This window comes from Streptococcus sp. 2021WUSS126 (genome assembly GCF_044427255.1).
Classification (GTDB): domain Bacteria; phylum Bacillota; class Bacilli; order Lactobacillales; family Streptococcaceae; genus Streptococcus; species Streptococcus hashimotonensis.
Genome location: NZ_JAOTGI010000022.1, coordinates 11,474 through 33,020 on the forward strand (window position 1 = coordinate 11,474; position 21,547 = coordinate 33,020).

The 21,547-nt window shown below is 39.5% G+C and carries 23 protein-coding genes and 2 pseudogenes; 3 read left to right on the plus strand and 22 right to left on the minus strand.

The features are described from left to right. Positions 1 to 412 precede the first annotated feature (412 nt). From ODU39_RS08285 to ODU39_RS08390, 22 genes and pseudogenes are all read right to left on the minus strand, one after another. Entirely contained in the window at positions 413 to 1,792 is a 1,380-nt protein-coding gene (locus ODU39_RS08285; RefSeq protein ID WP_398580217.1) for a sensor histidine kinase, read from the minus strand. After that, positions 1,785 to 2,456 carry a response regulator transcription factor gene (locus ODU39_RS08290; protein WP_024400692.1) on the minus strand — a complete coding sequence of 224 codons (672 nt, stop codon included), beginning with the start codon at positions 2,454 to 2,456 and terminating at the stop codon, positions 1,785 to 1,787. Before ODU39_RS08290 ends, ODU39_RS08285 begins: the two co-directional genes overlap by 8 nt. 193 nt (positions 2,457 to 2,649) lie before the next feature. Next, entirely contained in the window at positions 2,650 to 3,057 is a 408-nt protein-coding gene (locus ODU39_RS08295; protein WP_247214296.1) for a hypothetical protein, read from the minus strand. Between the two features lie 165 nt (positions 3,058 to 3,222). Then, positions 3,223 to 3,879 (minus strand): phosphate signaling complex protein PhoU, encoded by a 657-nt coding sequence (gene phoU, locus ODU39_RS08300; protein WP_398580218.1) that lies wholly within the window; start codon positions 3,877 to 3,879, stop codon positions 3,223 to 3,225. 26 nt (positions 3,880 to 3,905) lie between these two features. Beyond that, positions 3,906 to 4,664: a phosphate ABC transporter ATP-binding protein PstB gene (gene pstB, locus ODU39_RS08305; RefSeq protein WP_024385294.1), complete on the minus strand. Its 759-nt coding sequence runs from the start codon at positions 4,662 to 4,664 to the stop codon at positions 3,906 to 3,908. 11 nt (positions 4,665 to 4,675) lie between these two features. Then, positions 4,676 to 5,479 carry a phosphate ABC transporter ATP-binding protein PstB gene (pstB, locus tag ODU39_RS08310; RefSeq protein WP_105148219.1) on the minus strand — a complete coding sequence of 268 codons (804 nt, stop codon included), beginning with the start codon at positions 5,477 to 5,479 and terminating at the stop codon, positions 4,676 to 4,678. Positions 5,480 to 5,503: 24 nt separating this feature from the next. Next, the gene (gene pstA / locus ODU39_RS08315; protein WP_014635996.1) at positions 5,504 to 6,391 is read right to left on the minus strand and encodes a phosphate ABC transporter permease PstA; all 888 of its coding nucleotides are present in this window, start codon (positions 6,389 to 6,391) and stop codon (positions 5,504 to 5,506) included. Next, positions 6,381 to 7,298, minus strand: coding sequence for a phosphate ABC transporter permease subunit PstC (gene pstC / locus ODU39_RS08320; protein WP_002937619.1), 918 nt, complete (start codon positions 7,296 to 7,298; stop codon positions 6,381 to 6,383). The genes pstA and pstC overlap by 11 nt, the downstream gene beginning before the upstream one ends. Before the next feature lie 2 nt (positions 7,299 to 7,300). After that, positions 7,301 to 8,170, minus strand: a complete 870-nt coding sequence (locus tag ODU39_RS08325; protein ID WP_024385295.1) for a phosphate ABC transporter substrate-binding protein PstS family protein — start codon at positions 8,168 to 8,170, stop codon at positions 7,301 to 7,303. Positions 8,171 to 8,307: 137 nt separating this feature from the next. Then, positions 8,308 to 9,609, minus strand: a complete 1,302-nt coding sequence (locus tag ODU39_RS08330) for an RsmF rRNA methyltransferase first C-terminal domain-containing protein (protein ID WP_398580219.1) — start codon at positions 9,607 to 9,609, stop codon at positions 8,308 to 8,310. Beyond that, a complete protein-coding gene (locus ODU39_RS08335) occupies positions 9,609 to 10,367 on the minus strand; it encodes an inositol monophosphatase family protein (RefSeq protein WP_105256882.1) in 759 nt (252 codons plus the stop codon). Before ODU39_RS08335 ends, ODU39_RS08330 begins: the two co-directional genes overlap by 1 nt. Next, complete coding sequence (locus ODU39_RS08340; RefSeq protein WP_024379624.1) at positions 10,357 to 10,635, minus strand: UPF0223 family protein; 279 nt, start codon at positions 10,633 to 10,635, stop codon at positions 10,357 to 10,359. The genes ODU39_RS08335 and ODU39_RS08340 overlap by 11 nt, the downstream gene beginning before the upstream one ends. Before the next feature lie 14 nt (positions 10,636 to 10,649). Beyond that, positions 10,650 to 11,051 carry a Spx/MgsR family RNA polymerase-binding regulatory protein gene (locus tag ODU39_RS08345; protein WP_009909989.1) on the minus strand — a complete coding sequence of 134 codons (402 nt, stop codon included), beginning with the start codon at positions 11,049 to 11,051 and terminating at the stop codon, positions 10,650 to 10,652. Between the two features lie 74 nt (positions 11,052 to 11,125). Then, complete coding sequence (locus ODU39_RS08350) at positions 11,126 to 11,872, minus strand: potassium channel family protein (RefSeq protein ID WP_105120995.1); 747 nt, start codon at positions 11,870 to 11,872, stop codon at positions 11,126 to 11,128. Next, positions 11,865 to 12,788: a bifunctional riboflavin kinase/FAD synthetase gene (locus ODU39_RS08355; protein WP_105106216.1), complete on the minus strand. Its 924-nt coding sequence runs from the start codon at positions 12,786 to 12,788 to the stop codon at positions 11,865 to 11,867. Before ODU39_RS08355 ends, ODU39_RS08350 begins: the two co-directional genes overlap by 8 nt. 34 nt (positions 12,789 to 12,822) lie before the next feature. Beyond that, on the minus strand, positions 12,823 to 13,698 hold the full coding sequence (gene truB / locus ODU39_RS08360) for a tRNA pseudouridine(55) synthase TruB (RefSeq protein WP_398580224.1): 876 nt from the start codon (positions 13,696 to 13,698) through the stop codon (positions 12,823 to 12,825). A gap of 51 nt (positions 13,699 to 13,749) precedes the next feature. Further along, positions 13,750 to 14,073: pseudogene (locus ODU39_RS08365) on the minus strand (PAS domain-containing protein); the annotation flags it as partial. Positions 14,074 to 14,083: 10 nt separating this feature from the next. After that, positions 14,084 to 16,816: an AAA domain-containing protein gene (locus ODU39_RS08370; RefSeq protein ID WP_398580220.1), complete on the minus strand. Its 2,733-nt coding sequence runs from the start codon at positions 16,814 to 16,816 to the stop codon at positions 14,084 to 14,086. Between the two features lie 25 nt (positions 16,817 to 16,841). Continuing rightward, a complete protein-coding gene (locus ODU39_RS08375; protein WP_099776121.1) occupies positions 16,842 to 18,101 on the minus strand; it encodes a DUF2130 domain-containing protein in 1,260 nt (419 codons plus the stop codon). Between the two features lie 6 nt (positions 18,102 to 18,107). Next, positions 18,108 to 18,365: a hypothetical protein gene (locus tag ODU39_RS08380; RefSeq protein WP_002940881.1), complete on the minus strand. Its 258-nt coding sequence runs from the start codon at positions 18,363 to 18,365 to the stop codon at positions 18,108 to 18,110. Between the two features lie 17 nt (positions 18,366 to 18,382). Beyond that, positions 18,383 to 18,574 (minus strand): hypothetical protein, encoded by a 192-nt coding sequence (locus ODU39_RS08385; protein WP_398580222.1) that lies wholly within the window; start codon positions 18,572 to 18,574, stop codon positions 18,383 to 18,385. A 48-nt stretch (positions 18,575 to 18,622) separates the two neighbouring features. Continuing rightward, on the minus strand, positions 18,623 to 18,853 hold the full coding sequence (locus ODU39_RS08390) for an SRPBCC domain-containing protein (protein ID WP_398580223.1): 231 nt from the start codon (positions 18,851 to 18,853) through the stop codon (positions 18,623 to 18,625). Between the two features lie 404 nt (positions 18,854 to 19,257). On the opposite strand from ODU39_RS08390, the gene ODU39_RS08395 reads away from it, so the two are divergent. From ODU39_RS08395 to ODU39_RS08405, 3 genes and pseudogenes are all read left to right on the plus strand, one after another. Then, entirely contained in the window at positions 19,258 to 20,073 is an 816-nt protein-coding gene (locus ODU39_RS08395) for a Cof-type HAD-IIB family hydrolase (protein ID WP_044671162.1), read from the plus strand. A 9-nt stretch (positions 20,074 to 20,082) separates the two neighbouring features. Then, positions 20,083 to 21,303 carry a peptidase T gene (gene pepT / locus ODU39_RS08400; protein WP_105256889.1) on the plus strand — a complete coding sequence of 407 codons (1,221 nt, stop codon included), beginning with the start codon at positions 20,083 to 20,085 and terminating at the stop codon, positions 21,301 to 21,303. 108 nt (positions 21,304 to 21,411) lie between these two features. Further along, positions 21,412 to 21,547 (plus strand): annotated as a pseudogene (locus ODU39_RS08405) (IS4 family transposase); the annotation flags it as partial.

Below are 21,547 nucleotides of genomic sequence, written 5' to 3' on the forward strand. Positions count from 1 at the left end.
AATTAGGAGGCATCTGACAAACTACACAAAACAAAAAGGGAGTGGAAAGAATTCAATAGATCGAAAAAGAGTTCCCCGAACTTCCAAACATTTAGGTTCGATTTTCTATGGTCACTTTCTTATTTTTAGGTGACCAGCTGAAACAGTTCCCCGAACTGTTTCACTCCACTGGACTATTTTGACATAAACTTCGTTTGTTTTATTTCCTCACTCAAACAGTCACTACTCTGACTGTTTGACCTCCCACCCCCGTATAGCTCCAAAGGTTCCCCGAACCTTTGGAGGCTGGAGATAGAGCGAACAGAGTTCGCTACAAAACTATCTGGGAGACAGTTGGAAGTTGGAAATAGAGCGAACTTTGAGAAGAAAGGCTGGACTTTTTACCCAGCCTCTAATCTTGATGAATGGTTAGTTATTTGGGTAAACGTACCTCAAAAATAGTTCCTTTCGGTTGGTTATCTCTCACAGAAATCTCACCATCTAAATTCTTAATAATTTGTTGAGCTAAAGATAAACCTAAACCAAATCCACCTTTTTGACGTGTTCTAGCCTTGTCAACTCGGTAAAAGCGATCAAAGATTTTCTTTTTATCGGCATCGCTGATTCCCAAACCATTGTCAATAACTGTAAAACAAACTAGTTTGTCCTTGATATTAGCTGCTATTTGAATTGTCCCATCATCATCGGTATACTTCATGGCATTGTCAAATAAAATGGTAAGCAACTGTTTAATCAGGACCTTATCTGTTCGAATCGGCTGATGAATCAAATTATTAACTGCTAGTATTTTTCCATTCTCTTCGGCAATCATAAGGTAATTAGCAAAGATTTCATCAAAATAGTTCGGTTGGACATCGATCATATCGACTTTTAAGCCATCATCACGACGAGCTAAATTAAGTAAATTTGTTGTCAATAGTCGCATATTTCGCACTTCTTCCAAACTAGATCCGATACTTTCACTACTTTCCAAAATAGTTGTCTCGGGATGACGAAATAGACTTTCCAGGCGATTTTGAAGAACTGCCAACGGTGTGCGTAACTCATGACTAGCATTTTCAACAAAGTCTTTTTGTTTTTGATAACTGATTAGGATTGGACGCATGCTAATATTCGATAGGTAAATACTTGCTAGTATAGAAATCAACCAAGCTGATACCATAACAATAGCAACTGTCGATTCATAGCTCTCAATGGAAGATTTAATTTGGCTGACATTCACCAAAATTGTCGCATATTTTATATCATAGGACGAATAATAACCTAGTTCATCTGTAGCCAGCCCAATCGTTATATAGCGATAATCTTCAGACATACCAAAACTTGATTCAACCGTAGTTTCCTTAATTTCACCCAATTTTTCCTTGTCTAATGATAGGTCGGCCAAACCAGTAAAAGTATCTGGATTAATCATCTCTCCGCTTTTACTATAGAGTAAAACATGAGTATTGGCACCTAATCTCAGCTGATCTCCAGCTCTAGTATTTTTTTGATTTTTAGGAACAGACATGCTATCTGAACTAGAGCTCGTAGTTTCTTCACCAGTTGGACTATCTTGAAGGATAAATACAGAATTGGGCTCATAGGTTCTTGCGATTGCAAAACCAACAGCCAGCGCTGGTTCTTTCTTAATGCGTTTCAAGGTGTTATCTGAATTTTGGTACATAGTTGAACGCATTAATTGAAAAATGATGGCTGTCATTAAACCAAAAATCAGAGTAAATACTGCAAAATAACGGATAAAGAAAGAAAATTTATCCGTGTACATTAATTTTTTAAATCGCTTAGGCATTTTTTAGAATGTATCCGACACTACGCAGGGTTTGAAGATTTTCCCCAAAAGTCGTTCCTTTCAACTTTTTCCTAATTTTAGAAACATATACTTCTACTACTGAAATTGTAGTATCACTGTCAAAGCCCCAAATACGGTCAAAAATTTGTGTTTTTGGCAAAATAACATTTTGGTTTTGCAAGAAATAAACTAGTAGGTCAAATTCTTTTCCTAGCAGTTCAACTTCTTCGCCATTTACCATCGTCATATTTGTAGATAGGTCAACTGTCACATCTCCAAAGGTTAGTGTATTTTCATTAAACTTGCCCGCTCGTTTTAATAGAGCTTGAATTCGCATCTTCAATTCTTCTAAATAAAACGGTTTTGTCAAGTAGTCATCAGCTCCCAATTCAAAACCATGACCTTTATCCTCTAGACTTTCCTTGGCTGTGGTAATCAGAACTGGTGTCGTAACCCCCTTTTCACGTAACTCTTTCAAGACTTGAAAGCCATCTTTGTCAGGCAACATCAAATCCAAAAGAATCAAATCATAAACGCCTGTTTCCGCCTCATAAACGCCCTCCTCACCATCAAAAACCTGCATAACATCTGCAAAATCATCTAAGAAATCGAAAACAGAATTTGATAGACTTAAATCATCTTCCACTAACAATATTTTAATCATCATACACTTCCTTACATTTCGGTTTAATAAATAAACCAAAGACCTGGGACAGGTCACGGTCTTTAAGAGAAATGGTTAGATAAAGTACTACTATGACCATCTGAAAAATGAATGATAAGGTAGTCTTTATCTAACTATTTATTGATACGAGTTCATTATATCATGGAATAAGTAAAAATCGAAATCTCAATATTTATTGATTAGAAGAACTACTATCTCCTGAAATTTGAGATTTAATTTCTTGATTCCTCTTTTTTAAAGCATTCACTTCATCAGAAGAAGTACTCGAGTTTGACTGGGTTGCTCCACTTGTTGCATCAGGAGGGGTTGTACCTTGGCTAGGGCCTCCTTGACCTGGTGGCATACCTTGAGGTGCTCCACCCTGTCCTGGTGGCATACCTTGGGTATTCGCAGATGCGGCTACCTGTCCATTCGTTGCTGCAGAATTATTTTGCGCCAAACTTGCCTGACTTTGTGTTGAAACTCCTGCTGAGCTTTTAGAAATACTCATTCCCCCTGCAAAGCCCAAGGTAGCAGCTGAAATAGCAACAGCAGCTAGTACTGTTTTTGACTGTGACTTAAATTGATTAATAAATGACATGAAATTCCCCTTTTCAATAGAATATTATCAGAATGAGACCCGTTAAATAACTCCTCTTTACCTGATGATAATAGTATAGTATTGAAAACTTAAAACAAGCTAAAGAAATTCAGCATTTTTTATAAAAGTCCATTACACAAAAAGAAGCCCTCTCGGACTTCTGAATTACAACTCTGTAATATCACCTGTGCGTAGATAAACAACCCACTCACAAATATTTTTAGCATAATCACCGACACGTTCCAAGTAGGTTAACACTTGGTAATAGTCGCGACCAGCAACCAAGGATTCTGGATTCTTCTTGATTTCTTCCGTTGTCAATTCTTGAATAGTTGAATAGAATTCATTGACAACCTCATCACGTGCTGCTACTTCATAAGCGCGCTCCATGTCAGCATCACCTAAGTAAAGTTCCAATGTTTCTTCTACTAATTGACGAACTTCACGTCCCATTTTCTTGATTTCTTCTTCAACTACTGGGATGCGAACTTCTCCCTTCATACGAATAGCAGCTTTTGCGATCGAAACTGCGTGGTCTCCCATACGTTCTAAGTCACTTGTTGCTTTCAAGACAGTGATTACTCGACGTAAATCTGTAGAAACTGGTTGTTGCAAAGCAATAATCTCTAAAGATTTCTTTTCGAGTTTAATTTCAAAATCATTGATTTTTTTATCGGCTTCGATCACTTCTTTAGCCAATTCACGATCATGAGTTGTAAAGGCACGAACAGCATTATTAATTTGAGCCAAAACTTCATTTCCCATCGCGTAAAATTGATTGTGAAGTTTTCCTAATTCTTCTTCAAACTGCGCTCTTAACATATAAACCTCTTTTCTTTTTAACAGGCCTAACCAAACTTACCTGTAATATAATCTTCTGTCTCTTTGTTTGCAGGGTTCATGAACATTTCTTTTGTCAAATTGTATTCTATCAAATCGCCATCAAGGAAGAAACCTGTTCGATCTGAAATACGTGATGCCTGTTGCATAGAACGTGTTACTAGCACCATTGTATACTTATCTTTCAGACCATAAAGTGTGTCCTCAATTTTACCAGCCGAGATTGGGTCAAGGGCTGAAGTTGGCTCATCCAACAAAATAATTTTTGGGCTTGTCGCCAATACGCGGGCCACACATACACGTTGCTGCTGACCACCTGAAAGTCCAACTGCCGAGTCATGCAAGCGATCTTTCACTTCATTCCAAATAGAAGCACCAATCAAGGAACGCTCAACTGCTTCGTCCAAGACCTGCTTGTCCTTGATACCGTTAATACGTAAACCATAAACGACATTCTCGTAGATAGACATAGGGAATGGGTTTGGTTGTTGGAAGACCATACCGATTTCCTTACGAAGATCAACAGTATCCGTACGAGGACTGTATATGTTTTTTCCGTTGTAATCAATCGCACCTGTCAATGTTACCTCTGGGTTTAAATCTCCCATACGGTTAATAGAACGCAAGAGGGTTGACTTACCAGAACCAGATGGTCCAATCAAAGCAGTAATTTCATTTGGATAGAAATCGATTGACACATTATTCAAGGCTTTTTTCTTGTTATAGTAAACAGACAAATCTTTTACTTGTAAAATAGGTGATGTCATTTGTTCCCTTTCTATCCAAAATGTCCTGAAACGTAGTCACTAGTTGACTTGAGTTTTGCATTCTGGAAGACGTTTGCTGTCTTATCATATTCAATCAAGTCACCCAGATAGAAGAAAGCTGTGTAATCACTTGCACGAGCTGCTTGTTGCATATTGTGCGTAACAATGATAATGGTGTAGTCCTTCTTCAATTCAAACATAGTTTCTTCTAACTGCATAGTCGCAATCGGGTCCAAGGCTGATGCAGGCTCATCCATAAGCAAGATTTGTGGTTTTACAGAGATAGCTCGTGCAATACACAAACGCTGTTGCTGTCCACCTGATAAGGTAAAGGCTGACTTGTGCAAGTCATCTTTTACCTGATCCCAAAGGGCTGCTTGTTTCAGAGAAGTTTCAACAATCTCATCCAAAACCTGCTTATCTTTCAAGCCTGCACGTTCATGTGCGAATGTGATGTTACGATAAATAGATTTTGCAAATGGGTTGGGACGTTGGAATACCATTCCGATATGCTTACGAATTTCGTAAACGTTCATATCTGGTCTGTTGATATCGATTCCTTCATAAAGAATTTGACCGGTTACCTTAGCAATATCAATAGTATCATTCATACGATTAAGACTGCGAAGATAGGTTGATTTCCCACACCCTGATGGTCCAATCAAGGCTGTAATTTTATTTTTTTCGAACTGCATATCAATGCCCTTGATCGCTTCATTTTTACCATAGTAAACATGAACATCTTTTGTCGAAAGGGCGATATTCTCCTCTGGAAAAGTAATGATATGGCGTTCATTCCAGTTGTAATCTGCCATTTTTTCTCCTTATAAGTCAGACTTCTAGGCTGCTGAAGTCATTTTCGCATGAAGTTTCTTACCGATATATCGTGCAGAAAGGTTGAAAATCAAGATGAAAACCAAGAGAATAGCTGCTGAACCAGCAGAAACTTGGGTTGCATCTGGGATTGTCCCTTCGCTGTTTACCTTCCAGATATGAACCGCAAGGGTTTCTGATTGACGGAAGATAGAAATCGGACTAGTAACACTCAATGGATTCCAGTTTGACCAGTCAAGAGCTGGAGCTGACTGACCAGCCGTGTAGATAAGAGCTGCTGCCTCACCGAAGATACGACCAGATGCCAAGACGATACCTGTTACAATCCCTGGAAGTGCTTCTGGAATAACAACATGGAGAACAGTTTCCCAACGTGATAAACCAAGAGCCAATCCTGCTTCACGTTGTGTATGGTGAACATGACGAAGGCTGTCCTCTACGTTACGCGTCATCTGTGGTAAGTTGAAGACTGTAAGAGCCAAGGCACCTGATAAGATAGAAAAACCGTACTCAAACTGAACAACGAAAATCAAGTAACCAAACAAACCAACGACAACGGACGGTAGGGATGACAAAATCTCAATACAGGTACGGATAAAGTTCGTCAATGGACCTTTTTTAGCATATTCAGCCAAATAAATACCTGCCCCGGTTGACAAGGGAACAGAAATTAAGAGCGTTACAACCAATAGGAAGAATGAGTTGTAGAGCTGAATTCCAATACCACCACCAGCTTTGTAAGATGAAGATTTACTTGTCAAAAAATCCCAACTTACATGTGGCAGACCACGTAGCAAGATGTAAAGAATCAGTGACGTCAAGATAACGACAATCACACCAGCGATTGAGTAAAGAATACCAGTCGCCAATTTATCAAATTTTTTAGCGTGCATAGTTTTTCTTACCCTCTCTCGTAATAAATTTCATAATCATGTTAAAGATAAGGCTCATCAAGAGCAAGACTAGGGCCAAGGACCATAGGACGTTGTTCTGAACAGTTCCCATAACCGTATTACCAATACCCATTGTCAAAACAGAAGTCAAAGTCGCTGCTGGCGTTGTCAAGGAAGTCGGGATAACTGCAGAGTTCCCCACTACCATCTGAATCGCCAAGGCTTCACCAAAGGCACGCGCCATACCAAAGATAACAGCCGTAAAAATACCTGGCTTAGCTGCGTTCAAAATAACACGCCAAATTGTCTGCCAGCGAGTGGCTCCCATAGCCAAACTTGCTTCGCGGTAGTGACGAGGTACTGCACGCAAACTGTCAACCGTCATAAAGGTTACTGTTGGCAAAATCATAACGAAAAGTACAAATACACCCGACAAGATACCAAAACCTGTTCCACCGAAAATTGAACGTACAAATGGTACAACTACTTGCAAACCAATGAAACCATATACAACCGATGGAATACCAACCAAAAGTTCGATAACAGGTTGTAAGATTTTTGCACCACGTTTTGGTGATATTTCTGTCATGAAGACTGCTGCACCGATTGCGATAGGTGTCGCAACAACAGCTGACAGAATCGTAACAATGAAAGAACCTGAAATCATTGGCAGGGCACCAAATATTTTCGAGCTTGGTTCCCACTTGCTTCCAAATAAGAAATCAGTGATGCTCACACCGTCAACAAAGAAAGTTGATAATCCACGCTGCGCAACGAAAATCAAAATCATTGCAACAATAAAGACAATCAATGATAGACAAAGGAATGTAATTACCTTACCAAACTTCTCTAATCGAGAATTTTTAGATGGAGACGATAACTCTTTTGCTAGTTGTTCGTTTTTCATGCTTACTCCTTCTCAGTCACCGTGCCATCAGCACTTTTCACAACTTTCATATCGTTGATAGAAATGTACCCCATACTTTCAACGATACCATTTTGAACTTCATCTGACATCATGTAATCTAAAAATTCTTCTGTCAAATCAGTCGCTTTTCCCATCGTATACATATGCTCATAGGACCAAATTGGCCAATCATTTGTTGCTACATTTTCAGCAGTTGGTTCAAAACCGTTTAGCTTAATTGTTTTAACGGAATCATCTATATAAGCAAATGATAGGTAGGAAATTGCACCTGGTGTCTGAGCAACAATAGATTTTACCATACCGTTAGAATCTTGTTCTTGACTCTGAGCTGCGGTTTGTCCATCCATGATAACACTATCAAAGGTCGCACGTGAACCTGAACTAGCTGCACGGTTAATGATTGAAATTTCCAAATCCTTACCACCCAGTTCTTTCCAGTTGGTAATCTCACCAGTAAAAATTTTACGCAGATCTTCTGTAGTAATATCTTTAACCGATACTTGCTCATTTACAATAACGGCCAAACCAGCTACTGCTACTTGATGGTCAACAAGTTTACTTGCATCAATACCATCTTTTTCCTCAGCAAATACGTCAGAGTTACCAATCTGAACAGCTCCAGACTGAACTTGTGACAAGCCAGTACCTGATCCTCCACCCTGAACGTTGATGGATTTACCGATATTGACACTACCAAATTCATCTGCTGCTGCCTCAACAAGTGGTTGAAGCGCTGTCGAACCTACGGCTGTAATAGACTCTCCTCGATCGATCCAAGAAGAACAACCAGAAAGAGCCATACTACTCAAAAGAAACAAAGCTGCAATTCCAAGCTTCTGCTTTTTTTTCATTTCGTTTTTTCCTTTACATTTTTCAGTGGAATCTCCTAAAATTAACTCTGTATTTTACATAGAATTTACAAGATATTTCCACTCATCCACTATATCATATAAAAAGACAAGTTGCAAAAAAAATTTGCTGATTTATTTTAAAATCTCAACCCTTTTGGAAAGCCATTTTTAAGCGTTCCAGATACAATTTTTGCGAAACCAAGACCGTTCCCCTGAACTGCTACCTGATACCAGCCATTAGCTAAATCCTTGGACACAACTATTGTATGCCCAGCAGTATAGGACGAGAATTCTTCTAAGCTGATTTCCACTCGATTTTTAACCTCCGAACTATGGAGTGCTAGACCTAAAGCAAAACTTGGTTCAAATCTTTTTTTCTTAAACGTCCCCAAGTGAAGGCCATTTCGAGCAATCTTTACTTTTGATAAATCAGGAAGGCCGTGTGGCAGTAAATAGAGATTGTCGCCAAAAACCTGCAGTAAACCATTCACTTGAACCCTTAAATGCTTCTGTTCAAATTCTTTCCAGAGAGCTTGCTGTTCTCTATTCAAATTGGATTTTCCTGGTTTTAATTTTTTCTGACTGGCTTCCCCTAGAAATCTAAATTTGGCAACGAACTGACCTTCTCCTGCAAAATGGTGGGGATACATACGAACAACTTCTGTATAGCCGATTCCTTCTACCATTCCATTGATTTTAGGAATGTCTATAAGTTCCAAATCATATCGTTCTAAGAGCCAAGTCACTACTTCTTCATTTTCCTCTGGTGCCCAAGTGCAAGTAGAATAAATCAATTGACCATCTGGAGCCAACATGTTCAAGGCCGATTCTAAAATCTCTCTTTGTAAGCTTGCACATTGTGCTGGATAATGTTTGGACCAATATTGAATCGCATCGGGGTCTTTTCGAAACATCCCTTCACCTGAACAGGGAGCATCTAGGACAATCATATCGAAATATCCTGGAAAGACCTTTTCCAAGCGGTCTGCTGATTCATTTGTTACAACAACATTCCTCGCTCCGAAACGCTCAATATTTTCAGCCAAGATTTTTGCTCGTTTGTTGGAAATTTCATTACTAACCAAGAGCCCTGTATTTTCTAAGTATGAAAGCAAGTGAGTAGACTTTCCTCCCGGCGCTGCTGCCAAGTCCAATACTTTCATCCCTTTTTCCGGAGCTGCAATCTGACCGACAACCTGTGCAGCTGGCTCTTGTGAGTAGACTAAGCCAGTTACATGTTCTGGAGACTTTCCTGAGACCTTACCATAGTATGACCAAGTCATATTAGGGATTGGTTGCTCAAAGTCCAATTGGCTTTCTTTAAGAGGATTTGTGCGAAATCCTGAGATTGGGTCTTGTTCGAAACTCTCAAAAAATGCTTGGGCTTCACTACCAAGCAAATGATTATATTTATCTATAAAATCCTGTGGCAATTGCATTAGAATATATACCCCTTCACTTCCTCAAGATGGGATTCTGATACTAGCATGACAAACTCTCGTTTATCATAGGCCAGACTCGGACCATCAAAACTTAACATGACTAAACCTAAAGAGGAACCAATAATACTGGCTGCTGCGTAGTCCCATGGACACAGATAAGAAGCATAGGCAAATAATCTTCCTTCCAGAACGTGGGCGAAACCAATTCCAGCACTTCCTACAGATCTTGTACCTAAACTTTGATTTGCTAATTCTGCCACTCCATGTGCATTGGCTGCATACAACTGTGCATTGATTCCTATCAAACTCTGGCGAAGAGGGCGCAGCTCTGGTTTCTTTAAGCGTTCTTGATTGCAATAAACAGGGAACGAATCTCCTCCATGGAAAAGTTTGTCTCGCATGACATCATAAATGATACCGAACTTTCCTACTCCATTTTCAAAATAAGCCACCATAATGGCAAAATCAGTTTTCTGAGCAATAAAATTTGTGGTGCCATCAATTGGATCAATAACCCAAACATTTCCCTCATGAATAGAAGAAACGTCTCCACCTTCCTCACCTAAAATCCCATCACCTTGATAGCGAGATTGAATCTGTTGAGTCAGCATTTCTTGCACTTGTTTATCAAGGTGCGTTACCAAGTCTGTAAAGTCACCCTTTTCTTCAATCTGAAGATCATCATGTAGATGCTGTCGGAGAAAATTTCCAGCCTCCAGGACAATCGTTTGGGCAAAGTGATACTTAGTTTCCAAAACGAATAACTCCTTTCCCCTTATCTCGAGCAGCCTTAACAACTCGATAGGTTGAATAACCAGAAACTGCTTCAAAGTCACGATCAATTTGACGTTCCTGTCCCTTACTTTTAACAACATCTTTAAAGCTTTTATAACTAGCTAATATAGCTACCGCATCTGCTCCTTTTTCATAAGCCGCCTCCACCTGATTCAAAAAAGAAAGCACGGAGGAAATCTCCTCTGTGCTCCACGAAAAATCAAGTGGATATGAATAATTTTTGTTCATATCTTTTATCTTTCTTATCCTATTTCTGCTCTCAATGTAGCATTTTTTAGTTCTTGTTTGCGGTACTTCCGCGGAAGAAATGCACGAATTTCATCTTCGTTAAAACCAATCTGCATCCGCTTCTCATCCAAAATAATCGGACGCCGTAAGAGACTCGGATAGGTTTCGATTAACCCAATAAGCTGCTTCACAGAAAGCTCATCAACATCAATATCTAGTTTCTGAAAAACTTTTGAACGGGTAGAAATCAAGTCATCTGTCCCATTTTCTGTCAATGCTAAAATGTTCTTTAATTCCTCAGCAGTTAGAGGGCTAGTCATAATATTGTGCTCAATAAAAGGGACTTCGTGGCTTGTCAGCCAAGCACGAGCTTTACGACAACTGGTACAACTCGGTGACAAAAATAAAGTAATCATGTCTTCCATCCCCTCTAAAAACATTTTTCTTCTTATCATTATACTCTAACTTAAAAGAGTTTTCAATAGTAAATCTAATCTCTTCCCTGTAATTCACCTAATTTTTCTAAAGATTCTATTTTTTTCTCTAAGCGTAATAATGTTTCGTTTTGTTCATCAATTTTTGCCATCAAGGTATCCAACTTCGTTTCTCGCTCTGTTTCAGAGAAAAAACGAGTTATTGTGGAGGTAACCATACCAAAAGTACAAATACCAACCAACATCAAGAGGATGGCTATAATTTTAGAAATCGTATCTTGGGGGACAATATCTCCATACCCTACAGTTGTCATCGTTACAATGGACCACCAAAGTGCATCGAAGAATGATTTTCCTTCAATCACTGATAATAAGACACTTGAAACTAGCACTGCTGAGCTATTTAGCATCAATACCTTGGATAAACTGTTGGTATGCAAAAGCTTGTTGATTGTATCCCAGAATCGATTAGACAGGGCAAATATTCTCGTTACTTTGACTAATCTGAAGAGTCGTGCAAGTCTTCCCAAGCGAAGAAAACTGAAGAATGAATCAAATGGAATAATGGCAATTAATTCCAAGATATGCCCCTGTACATATTCAAGTATGTCATCCGCATAATAAAGCTGAGCAAAATAATCGCAGACAAAAATAAACCACAGGAGCCAATCCAGTACCCGATAGCCACTAGAATTGGCAATACTAGCATCCATTAATTCAAGTACGATAAGAAATACATAGACTACAGCTATGTAGGTCATAGCCTTCTCATAAAAAGGATGACGAATTAATCGTTTAAGCATGTTTTCCCCATTGCAAGGCAAATTCCTCATCAGATTTCATCTGCTCCATCAAACCTTCAATCCCATCAAATTTGACCATATCTCGAATTTTTTCAAGCCAAAAAATAGTTATTTTTTCTCCGTAGATAAAGCGGTCAAACCCAAAAATATGGGCTTCTATCCGCATCTCAGTTCCATCAAAGGTCACATTTTTCCCAACGCTTGTCATAGCTCGATAGCGTTTCCCATCTACTTCGACATCAGCGACGTAGACTCCCTCAGATGGTAAATGGACACGGTCAAAAGGAGCCAGATTTGCAGTCGGATAACCAATAGTGCGCCCTCTGGCATCTCCATGAACAACAATTCCCTCCGTCATAAATGGATAACCTAAAAGTTGATTAGCTAGAGAGACATCCCCTGACTGGATAGCCTGACGAATGCGAGTTGAAGAAACTTTCTCTCCGCCCAGGCTCACTTCACTTACAATTTCTACCTGTCCATCAAATAGCTCTGTCAAATCTTTGACATCTGCTCTGCAATTCCCAAAATGATAATCAAATCCAGCAACTAAGACTTGTGCATTCAACCCCTTAACATACCGCTCAATAAATTCTTCTGGAGTATTACTGGCAAATTCGCTAGTAAATGGCGTCATTACCAGTTGATCTACACCATATTTCTCCAATAACTGATGACGCTGTTCCTGGCTTGTCAAATGCAGTAAAAGTTCTGGGCTAAAGCGAGAAAAAGCCAACCGAGGTGACTCTGGAAAGGTCAAAATAGTTACTATCAAACCTTGCTCATCTGCTACTTTCCTTGCTCGATCAAGTAAAGCTTTGTGCCCAAGATGAATCCCATCAAAGTAGCCTAGTACTAAAACCGTCGGCTCCTCTTGATTCAATTCACTATAATGTTTAATTGTTCTAATGTTCATGTTTTCTATTTTATCACAGTTATTGAGAAATTTCTTAGACCAAAACCTTGCTTGGTTTATACAGCTGGTCGCGTTTTTCAAAAATAGCAATCAACTGACCATCATGAAAGCCTGCTAAACGCTCTGCTTCTGCATTCAATTCTACAAATCGACCAAATGTAGCATCTAGCACCTGTTCTTCATTCAATTCAATAACAGGTAAATCCCCGATACCACATTCAATAGGTTGGAGAAATGAAAAATCATTTTCTGCTACCAGTAAAGAAATTTCTTCCAAAGTCAAGGCGTCCGCTAGGTCCATTCCTGCTGAACCAGTTCGTTCCAATTTAGACATGTGGCTGGCGTAGCCTAACTTAGCCCCTAAGTCAACAGAAAGAGTACGGACATAGGTGCCCTTTCCACAACGAACTCGGAAGGTAAATCGTGCACAATCATCTGCCGATTCAATAGGACTGGTACGTTCAAAACCATATATGTCAATTTGGCGTTGGGGACGTTCGACTTCTTCACCCGCCCGTGCGTATTCGTATAACTTGCGACCATTTACTTTAACGGCGGAATACATAGGCGGAATCTGGGTAATAGTACCGACAAAACTAGCCATAGCCTCATCAACTACCTGCTCTGCTATGTCCAAAACCGGTGTCCGCTCAACAAGGTCGCCAGATGCATCTTCTGTCGTGGTCGAGTAGCCAATGGTAATCTCCCCCTCGTAGATTTTCCCCTCGTCCTGCATAAACTCAATCATACGAGTAGCCTTGCCGACTGCAATTGGCAGAACCCCTGTCACATCTGGATCTAGCGTCCCACCGTGTCCAATCTTCTTCTCCTGCAGAATCTTTCGGAGTTTAAAAACTGCATCATGCGAGGTCATCCCCGCCTCTTTTTTTAAATTAATAATTCCTGAAATCATGTTCTCATTATAACACAAAGGACCGCTCTTGTGGGCGGTCCGGTTGGATTAAATTTCCCGATGAAAATCGCTGTCAATTTCAAAAAATGGTTGGATATTTTGGACGTATTCCAAGACGCCTTGAAACTCTCCCTGGTCATCACGCACGGCCTTATAGACCACATAGACAAACTTGCCCATGCTCTCGGACCTGAACCACATGGTCACCTGGTCTTTTTGCCCTGTGCGGAGCAATTCAAAAATCTTCTTGACCTTGTCTAAGATTTTGGGTGGATGGCAGAGCTCCACATGACGTCCAATCTGACTCGGAGTACGTTTGAAAATCATGTCTTCAACAGGGTGGCTGTCATTATAATATTGGAAAATGCCATCATGTTCATTGCTATCTTCCTAGTAATCCATCCAATATTTCAATCAATTTTTCTTTTTCCTGACTCTCATTTGTTTTAAACCTGATTAGGGGGATGTCGCATTTTTTCAAAATGTTATCCTTCATAATATCACGTTCAAACTGCTTAGAATTACCTTTGTGGAATGCATATCCATCTACTTCTACAGCTAGTACAGGTGCTTTGGTAAGTCTATTGATTATCAAAAAATCAAGGTGCGTATTTCCATGCCTTGCATACTTCGCTTCCACTTCTGTTAGTCGAGTAAAATCCTTCACAAGATTATGCAGTTTATAGTCATGTATAACATCTAGACTATTATATTTTTCATCGCTCATAAATACTTCCCTAATCCGATGATACATTAAATTCTCAGAATCATATCGCGATATCCGTTTTCGTTTTCTAAAATATTCCTCCTTTTCTTGCTCATACTGTTTGTATAAGTAATCGAAGATGGAATATACAGGGCTCTCTCTTACTTCAAAATTATTATATTGTATATATCCCAATAAATCACTAATATTTTTATCTAATGATTGCTCATTCCCAGTCATGACAAGAAATAATTTATTTTTAGCTCTTGATATCGCCACATTTAGTAAGTACGGATCATCCGTAAAACGTGTTATGCTGTTATCAACCGTGGAGATGATTATCGTATCTTTTTCTTTTCCCTGAAACTTATGGACTGTATCGCTTTCCAAATCATCAATTTGCTCTTGCAACTTCTCTTTCTGCTTTCGATAAGGCGTGACAACTCCTGTCCGCTCCCGATAGATTTCATAATTTGGAATAACATCTTTCAGAATTATATCAATCTCTCTCTGACTATAGTGATCACGAGCGTGATTTCCCTTAGGTGTTCTAATAGCCTGAAGAACATCTTTTTCCCCTTTATCACCTGTCATAATCACTAAGTCACCATTATAAAACTTTTGATTGCAGAAATTGATAATTTTGGGATGACATCTATAATGCTCTCGTAATAGCGTTTCTGGAATATTCGGAATCACTTTTAGTACCGATTGAAGAAAACTGTTTGTGTATTCATAACCACTATGAACACCGTATTTATGGAAAAGCTGAGCACTACTTTCTTTGACATCTTTTGTGACAATATGCGGTAGCTGTTTACTATCTCCAACAACTACAACATTTTTAGCACAGGATAATGCTAGTGCCCCAGTTGTAATATCCACTTGTGAGGCTTCATCTATGATTAAATAATCATAGGTAATATTCTTTCCTAAACTTGTTGTTGATGAAAATGTTGTACTAAGAACAATAGGATATTCTAGAATAACTCGTTTCGATTGTTCCCTTAAATCTTCCTTTGTAAACTGTACTCTATTTCTTCCATTCCCATACTTACTAACTAGAAAATTTTTGAAAATCTTTGATGAATCACTGGTCAAATTGTTTAAAACTTCTGTACCATTTAAGTGAACCAATTCTTCTTGAAGAGTTTCTAATTTATTCCTTATTTCTGTTTGTTTATGCTGGTAAAATAGGTTCTGAAATTGTATTGTCAAATCAGATAATTCTTGTTTATAAAGTTCCCAGTTTTTAACACCATATAATAAAAAGTTTTTTATCTTAAAAATTAAACCTAACCTTTTATTCTTTTTATAGAATTCCTCAAATTCATTCCAAAGCTTAAATAACTTCTTAGCAGAATATAGGTTTAATTCTATAGGCGATATATCTATGTGCTCAAAAAAATCCTTGAAATGATGATATTCCGTTTCTAGTTCTGAGAGTTCTTGTCTCAGATTAGCCATTTCTTCCTGAATTTCAAAAATACGAGGAAGCCTACGAATCTTTTCATTTAATTCCTTATCAAGACTTTCCATACCATTATCTTTTAATCTCCAAGAAGAAAAATCAGGGTACATACTATACTGATTGAGAATAAAATTATTTTTATTTTTTTCACTTCCAAGGTAAGCCACGGGAAAGTCAAGACCATAGTTCTTCAGTTTTTCGTAAATATTATCAATGGCTGCATTATTATTAGAAACAATTAGAACCGTCTTATTCCGTATCACTATATTAGCTATAATATTCAGAATCGTTTGTGTCTTACCAGTTCCAGGAGGTCCTTGAATGACACTAAATTGATTTATTAAGGCATTTTTTGTTGCTTTATATTGACTATTATTGCAACCAAAAGGGAAAATCAGTTCCCCATGAAGCGGCAAGTTATTCTTCTTACTGGGACTTAGATAGCTCGCTAAAGCAACTGTTTTGTCTACGTAATCCAATTCCTCATACCTTTTTAACAAGAGCAATTGATCAGTCCCAGAGTTTCTCAGAGGATTCAGCTTAGATAGTTCTGTCAAATAACTAAAAACATGACGACTATTTGAATGTGTCAACTCATTTTGCCGTATTTCTAGGTCTCTCCCCATATATAATTTTCCAGTGCCATTTTTGTAGCGGATGATATAAGCTCGTGAGTGCGTTCCATTGAATTCAACAATTGACTCAATATTATTTAATAAAACCCCATCTTGCCTTCTATAAACTCCTATCTCTGAAGGATTCAACTGTTTGGAAAACTTCAGCACCTCAACTCTCTGCATATTGTAGCGATAAGGTTGGACATTATTTTTAAAATAAATTTCAAAGTAGAGCCTCCCTTTGTAACGAATCGATTGAAGCGATTCGATATTTTCTGACTTGTCCTCTCCATCAATCAAAATTATTTTTCTATCTTTCACCATATCTCCACTCTCACTTTCAATCTTAATCTTCCTCCTCCCTCAACGCCTCAAACTTAGCTTTCATGGTTGGGTTATTGCGGGTCAATTTTTTGACGGAGACATCGTCTAGTTTATTATTGGCTAGGCGAAGCTGGTTTTCGCTGGTAGTTAGGGCTGCCTTGACAGCTTCCATTCGCTTGATTGCCTTGTCGATTTCATCAATAGCCTTTTGGAAATTGTTGCTGGCCGATTGATAGTTTTTTGCAAAAGCATTCTTGAAAATTTCCAAATCTTCTTCAAAATGAGTAATATCGATATTCTGCTCCTTAACCAAGGCTAACTCCTGCTGATATTGCAGACTATTAAGCGCGGCATTTCGTAAAATTCCGATTAATTGGATAAAGAACTGTGGTCGAATAACGTACATCTTCTCATATTCATGACTAACATCCACAATCCCTGTATTGTAATAGTCATTGTCCGCCTCTAACATGCTGACTAATACAGCATATTCGCATTTTTTCTCCCGACGGTCCTTATCCAACTCCTTAAAGAAATCAGCGTTTTTATGCTTGGTCTTGGTCGTATCTGCCTCGTTTTTCATTTCGAACATGATGGAAATAAATTCCAAGCCCGACTCGTCAAAATCACGGAAAATGAAATCTCCTTTTGAACCGGACGCAGATACTTCGTTGTCCTTCGCAAATTTGGCACGAGGAAAAGCATAGGAACGAACCTTGTTAAACTCCGCCTCAGCAAACTGCTCCAAGCTCTCACCGATCGCCTTAGTAGACTGCTGGGCCTTGAAGTTTTTGTAAAATTCCACCTGCTCATCCGCCGCCTTGAGCCGTACTTCGTACTCCTGACGAGTGGTCGCCAGGGCTAACTCTTGCTTTTGTTCCTGCAAAACCAAAGCATTTTGTGCTGCATCCCGCTCTTTTTCCACCTGAGCTACCGCCTGCTGCAACTCCAAGTCCTTGGCAAGACCGATTTGCCCCAACTGAGCCTTAAGCTCTTGGATTTCTTGGTCTTTTTGGGAAATAGCAGAGCTGATCTCCAGTTCCGTCTGACTAGCAAATTTATCAAGTTTTGCGGTCAGTTCCAGAATCTCCTTATCCTTATCACTCAATCTAGCCTGCAAATCATTTTCAGCCTTCTGGCTTAATAATTCTCGTTCCCGCTCCAATCGTTCATGGATTTCCTTGTCAAACTCCGCACCACGCACCTGGGCTAAAAGCTGACTATATTCTGTTTCATTGACCTGAAAGGCCGTCCCACAATGTGGGCAAGTAATTTGATGCATATGCTCTCACTTTCTTCTTTTCAAATAAGATATTAATTTATGTAAAACCGTAGCTACTCCCAGCGCCAATAAAAAATAAAAGAAACGAACCGCATTTCTAGCATCTGGAAGCGATAGAGCCCAAAGGACAAAAATCGTTATGGCAGTCGGCCATCTCCATCCCCAGGTCATCTTCCGTTTGATAAACCATTCCATCCAATCTTCATTAGAATCAAACCGTGTTTCATAATATTCTTCTTTCAGTTGTTCCCACCACTTTTTCATAACAGCCTCCTTTCAAATCACAGACCTTCTAATTCAAACTCCAGAAAAGTCCTCCACTTTTCCTGCAAGGGGTGACGTACAGGCGGCTCCTGACCTTCTAAGACTTTTTTGATACATTCATTTTGCACCAACCAGCCTGTCATGTCTTTTTGAGCATTCGCAAATTCATTACCAAAATCTTCTGGAATTCGTTCTTCAAAAGTAATCAAGGTCTGATTTTCTAGCTGAGACAGTGTAAATGAAACTATTGCTGAATCCTACGTGTAGGCAATTTTCTCATTTTTTCGATATTCCAGTAAATCCATAACTTCACGGAATCCTTCCATTTCAAAAACCAGCGTATTTCCTACAATGTTTAACTGTGGAAACCAGCGGGCAAAACCACTATCTGTCGCCAACAAGTCCCAAGCTTCTGCCAAACTAGCTGGAACAGTGTAGGAAATAGTTAACAGGTACATCTCGGACTCTTTCTGAACACTAATCTTCATACATAACTCCTCTTCTATTCCCCTATTATACCAAAAAATACTGGTCCATAACCGATATTTCCATTGTCTCTATTCTTTAATCATGATCAAGCATGGGTGCTATTCACTCCAGGGAATCGAACAACGGTATCTTGAAATCTGAATTATTTTTTATAACATCTTTCATAGACAGTCCTTACCTTTGTTTATATGGCTCATACTCCATGTTTTATATCCCCTAGCAATGTTAGACTTTCCTGCCACATAATGAACATTGTCATTTTTGAAACACTTCTATTTTTTACACTTTCATTTCATCTATCCGCCACCCAATTTATTTTACAATATAGAACAGAGTTTAATATTTCAATCATTCCTTTCTCATTTTATGCTATACTAGATGTATTGAAAACAAGGAGGTTTATATGGTTAAACTAATCGCTCTTGATATGGACGGAACCCTCTTAAACGAGAAAAAAGAGCTGATGCAGCCACAGATTGATGCCATTCATCAGGCTGTTGAAGCGGGCGTCAAGATTGTTCTCTGTACTGGTCGACCCTTGGCTGGTGTGAAGCCTTTCGTAGAGCAGCTCGGCTTTGACACCGAGGAAGAATTTATCATTGTCAATAACGGCTGTTCAACCCATTCGACAAAGGATTGGAGCCTGATTGACTGGGAAGAACTATCTATCTCTGATATTGATTATCTTTCCACTTTTATTGAAAATGATGATGTGCAAATTTCTCTCTTTGACGAGGAAGACTACTTCGTTCTTGCAGAAAAAGCCAATGCACGCGTTAATTTGGACGCAGGTTTGGTAGGAATGACTCCTCAACCAATTGATTTAAAAGAAGCCAAGTCAGGTCAGCATCGCTTCTTTGAAGCCATGTTCGTCGGTGAAAAAGAGCATATTGATGCCTTTGAAAATCAACACAATCCTGTACTCAGCCGAGGCTATTCCACTGTTCGTTCACAGGACTATCTGTTGGAAATTTTACCAAACGGTGCAAGCAAGGCAACTGGTTTGAAAAAACTGGCAGACCGCCTCGGTATCCTCCCAGAAGAAATCATGGCTATGGGAGATGCCAACAACGACCTGGAAATGATTGAATTTGCTGGACTTGGTATTGCCATGGGCAACGCTAACGAGCAGGTCAAGGCGATTGCCCAGGACATCACAGACACCAATGAAAACAACGGCGTTGCCAAAGCCATTGAAAAACATATTTTGAACAAATAAGGAGACACTATGAAATACCCAACACTCTTAGACCGTTTCTTGGTCTATGTCAAAGAAAATACTCGCTCAGATGAAAATTCGACAACCACTCCTTCTACCCAAAACCAAGTCGAGTTTGCACAAAACATTCTCTTGCCTGAAATGGAACGCATCGGCTTACAGAATGTCCACTACCTACCAAACGGCTTTGCTGTGGGAACACTGCCTGCCAACGACCCAAGTTTGACGCGTAAGATTGGATTCATCGCCCACATGGATACGGCGGATTTCAACGCAGAAGGTGTGAATCCTCAGATCATCGAAAACTACGACGGCAACCCAATTGCCCTGGGAACTTCTGGCTACGAATTGCATCTAAAAGACTTCCCACAACTTGCCAACTACCACGGTCAAACACTGATTACCACAGACGGTACCACCTTGCTAGGCTCTGATGACAAGTCAGGAATTGCAGAAATCATGACAGCGGTGGAATTCCTAGTCCAAAACCCTGACATCAAGCACTGTGAAATCCGTGTCGGCTTTGGTCCTGACGAAGAAATCGGTGTCGGAGCAGACAAGTTTGATGTAGAAGACTTTGATGTGGACTTTGCCTACACTATGGACGGTGGACCGCTGGGCGAACTCCAGTACGAAACCTTCTCAGCAGCAGGTGCCAAGATTGATTTCCTAGGACGCAATGTCCACCCAGGTTCAGCAAAAGACCAGATGATCAATGCCTTCCAGATGGCTATTGATTTCCACAATGCCCTTCCTGAAGCAGACCGTCCTGAAAAAACTGAAGGTTATGAAGGCTTCTTCCACTTGATGAACATAGAAGGTAGTGTTGATACTGCTTCTACCACCTACATCATCCGTGACTTCGAGGAAGAGGATTTCCTTGCCCGCAAACAGCTCATGTTGGACATCGCTGAAAAGATGAATGCCAACTTTGACACTCCACGTGTCATTGTCAACCTACATGACCAATACTACAACATGAAGAAAATCATCGAAAAAGACATGACCCCAATCAACATTGCTAAAGACGTCATGGAAAATCTAGGTATCAAGCCACTAATTGAACCTGTTCGCGGAGGAACAGACGGCTCTAAGATTTCCTTCATGGGCATTCCAACGCCAAATATCTTCGCAGGTGGTGAAAACATGCATGGTCGCTTCGAGTTCGTCAGCCTCGAAACCATGGAAAAAGCTGTCGATGTCATTCTCGGAATCGTCTCTTACAAATAAAATTTCAAGAGGCTGGGCAAAAAGCCCAATGTCATTAAGTTAGCTAACCTATCACATTTTGTGGTGGGTTATTTTTTATGTTACACTAAAAATAAAAGGGGAAAAGTCATGCTAGATCAGATTAAAGCTCATTTACTTGATAGTATTAACGACATCGTTTCCACCGCAAACCAGTTTGTGCTTCATCCTGAAAAAGATTTTAGTCGGAAAAGTCAGCTAACGATGAAAACCATGATTCAAGCTA

What these genes read in the sequence shown, in the direction of transcription:
- ODU39_RS08340 (WP_024379624.1), bottom strand. Translation starts at nt 10,635, where the DNA reads ATGAACAAAAATTATTCATATCCACTTGATTTTTCGTGGAGCACAGAG.
- ODU39_RS08380 (WP_002940881.1), bottom strand. Translation starts at nt 18,365, where the DNA reads ATGAAAAAGTGGTGGGAACAACTGAAAGAAGAATATTATGAAACACGG.
- ODU39_RS08355 (WP_105106216.1), bottom strand. Translation starts at nt 12,788, where the DNA reads ATGAACATTAGAACAATTAAACATTATAGTGAATTGAATCAAGAGGAG.
- phoU (WP_398580218.1), bottom strand. Translation starts at nt 3,879, where the DNA reads ATGTTAAGAGCGCAGTTTGAAGAAGAATTAGGAAAACTTCACAATCAA.
- ODU39_RS08395 (WP_044671162.1), top strand. Translation starts at nt 19,258, where the DNA reads ATGGTTAAACTAATCGCTCTTGATATGGACGGAACCCTCTTAAACGAG.
- pepT (WP_105256889.1), top strand. Translation starts at nt 20,083, where the DNA reads ATGAAATACCCAACACTCTTAGACCGTTTCTTGGTCTATGTCAAAGAA.
- ODU39_RS08295 (WP_247214296.1), bottom strand. Translation starts at nt 3,057, where the DNA reads ATGTCATTTATTAATCAATTTAAGTCACAGTCAAAAACAGTACTAGCT.
- ODU39_RS08350 (WP_105120995.1), bottom strand. Translation starts at nt 11,872, where the DNA reads ATGCTTAAACGATTAATTCGTCATCCTTTTTATGAGAAGGCTATGACC.
- ODU39_RS08345 (WP_009909989.1), bottom strand. Translation starts at nt 11,051, where the DNA reads ATGATTACTTTATTTTTGTCACCGAGTTGTACCAGTTGTCGTAAAGCT.
- ODU39_RS08285 (WP_398580217.1), bottom strand. Translation starts at nt 1,792, where the DNA reads ATGCCTAAGCGATTTAAAAAATTAATGTACACGGATAAATTTTCTTTC.
- ODU39_RS08375 (WP_099776121.1), bottom strand. Translation starts at nt 18,101, where the DNA reads ATGCATCAAATTACTTGCCCACATTGTGGGACGGCCTTTCAGGTCAAT.
- pstB (WP_105148219.1), bottom strand. Translation starts at nt 5,479, where the DNA reads ATGGCAGATTACAACTGGAATGAACGCCATATCATTACTTTTCCAGAG.
- pstB (WP_024385294.1), bottom strand. Translation starts at nt 4,664, where the DNA reads ATGACATCACCTATTTTACAAGTAAAAGATTTGTCTGTTTACTATAAC.
- pstA (WP_014635996.1), bottom strand. Translation starts at nt 6,391, where the DNA reads ATGCACGCTAAAAAATTTGATAAATTGGCGACTGGTATTCTTTACTCA.
- ODU39_RS08325 (WP_024385295.1), bottom strand. Translation starts at nt 8,170, where the DNA reads ATGAAAAAAAAGCAGAAGCTTGGAATTGCAGCTTTGTTTCTTTTGAGT.
- ODU39_RS08390 (WP_398580223.1), bottom strand. Translation starts at nt 18,853, where the DNA reads ATGAAGATTAGTGTTCAGAAAGAGTCCGAGATGTACCTGTTAACTATT.
- pstC (WP_002937619.1), bottom strand. Translation starts at nt 7,298, where the DNA reads ATGAAAAACGAACAACTAGCAAAAGAGTTATCGTCTCCATCTAAAAAT.
- ODU39_RS08330 (WP_398580219.1), bottom strand. Translation starts at nt 9,609, where the DNA reads ATGCAATTGCCACAGGATTTTATAGATAAATATAATCATTTGCTTGGT.
- ODU39_RS08290 (WP_024400692.1), bottom strand. Translation starts at nt 2,456, where the DNA reads ATGATTAAAATATTGTTAGTGGAAGATGATTTAAGTCTATCAAATTCT.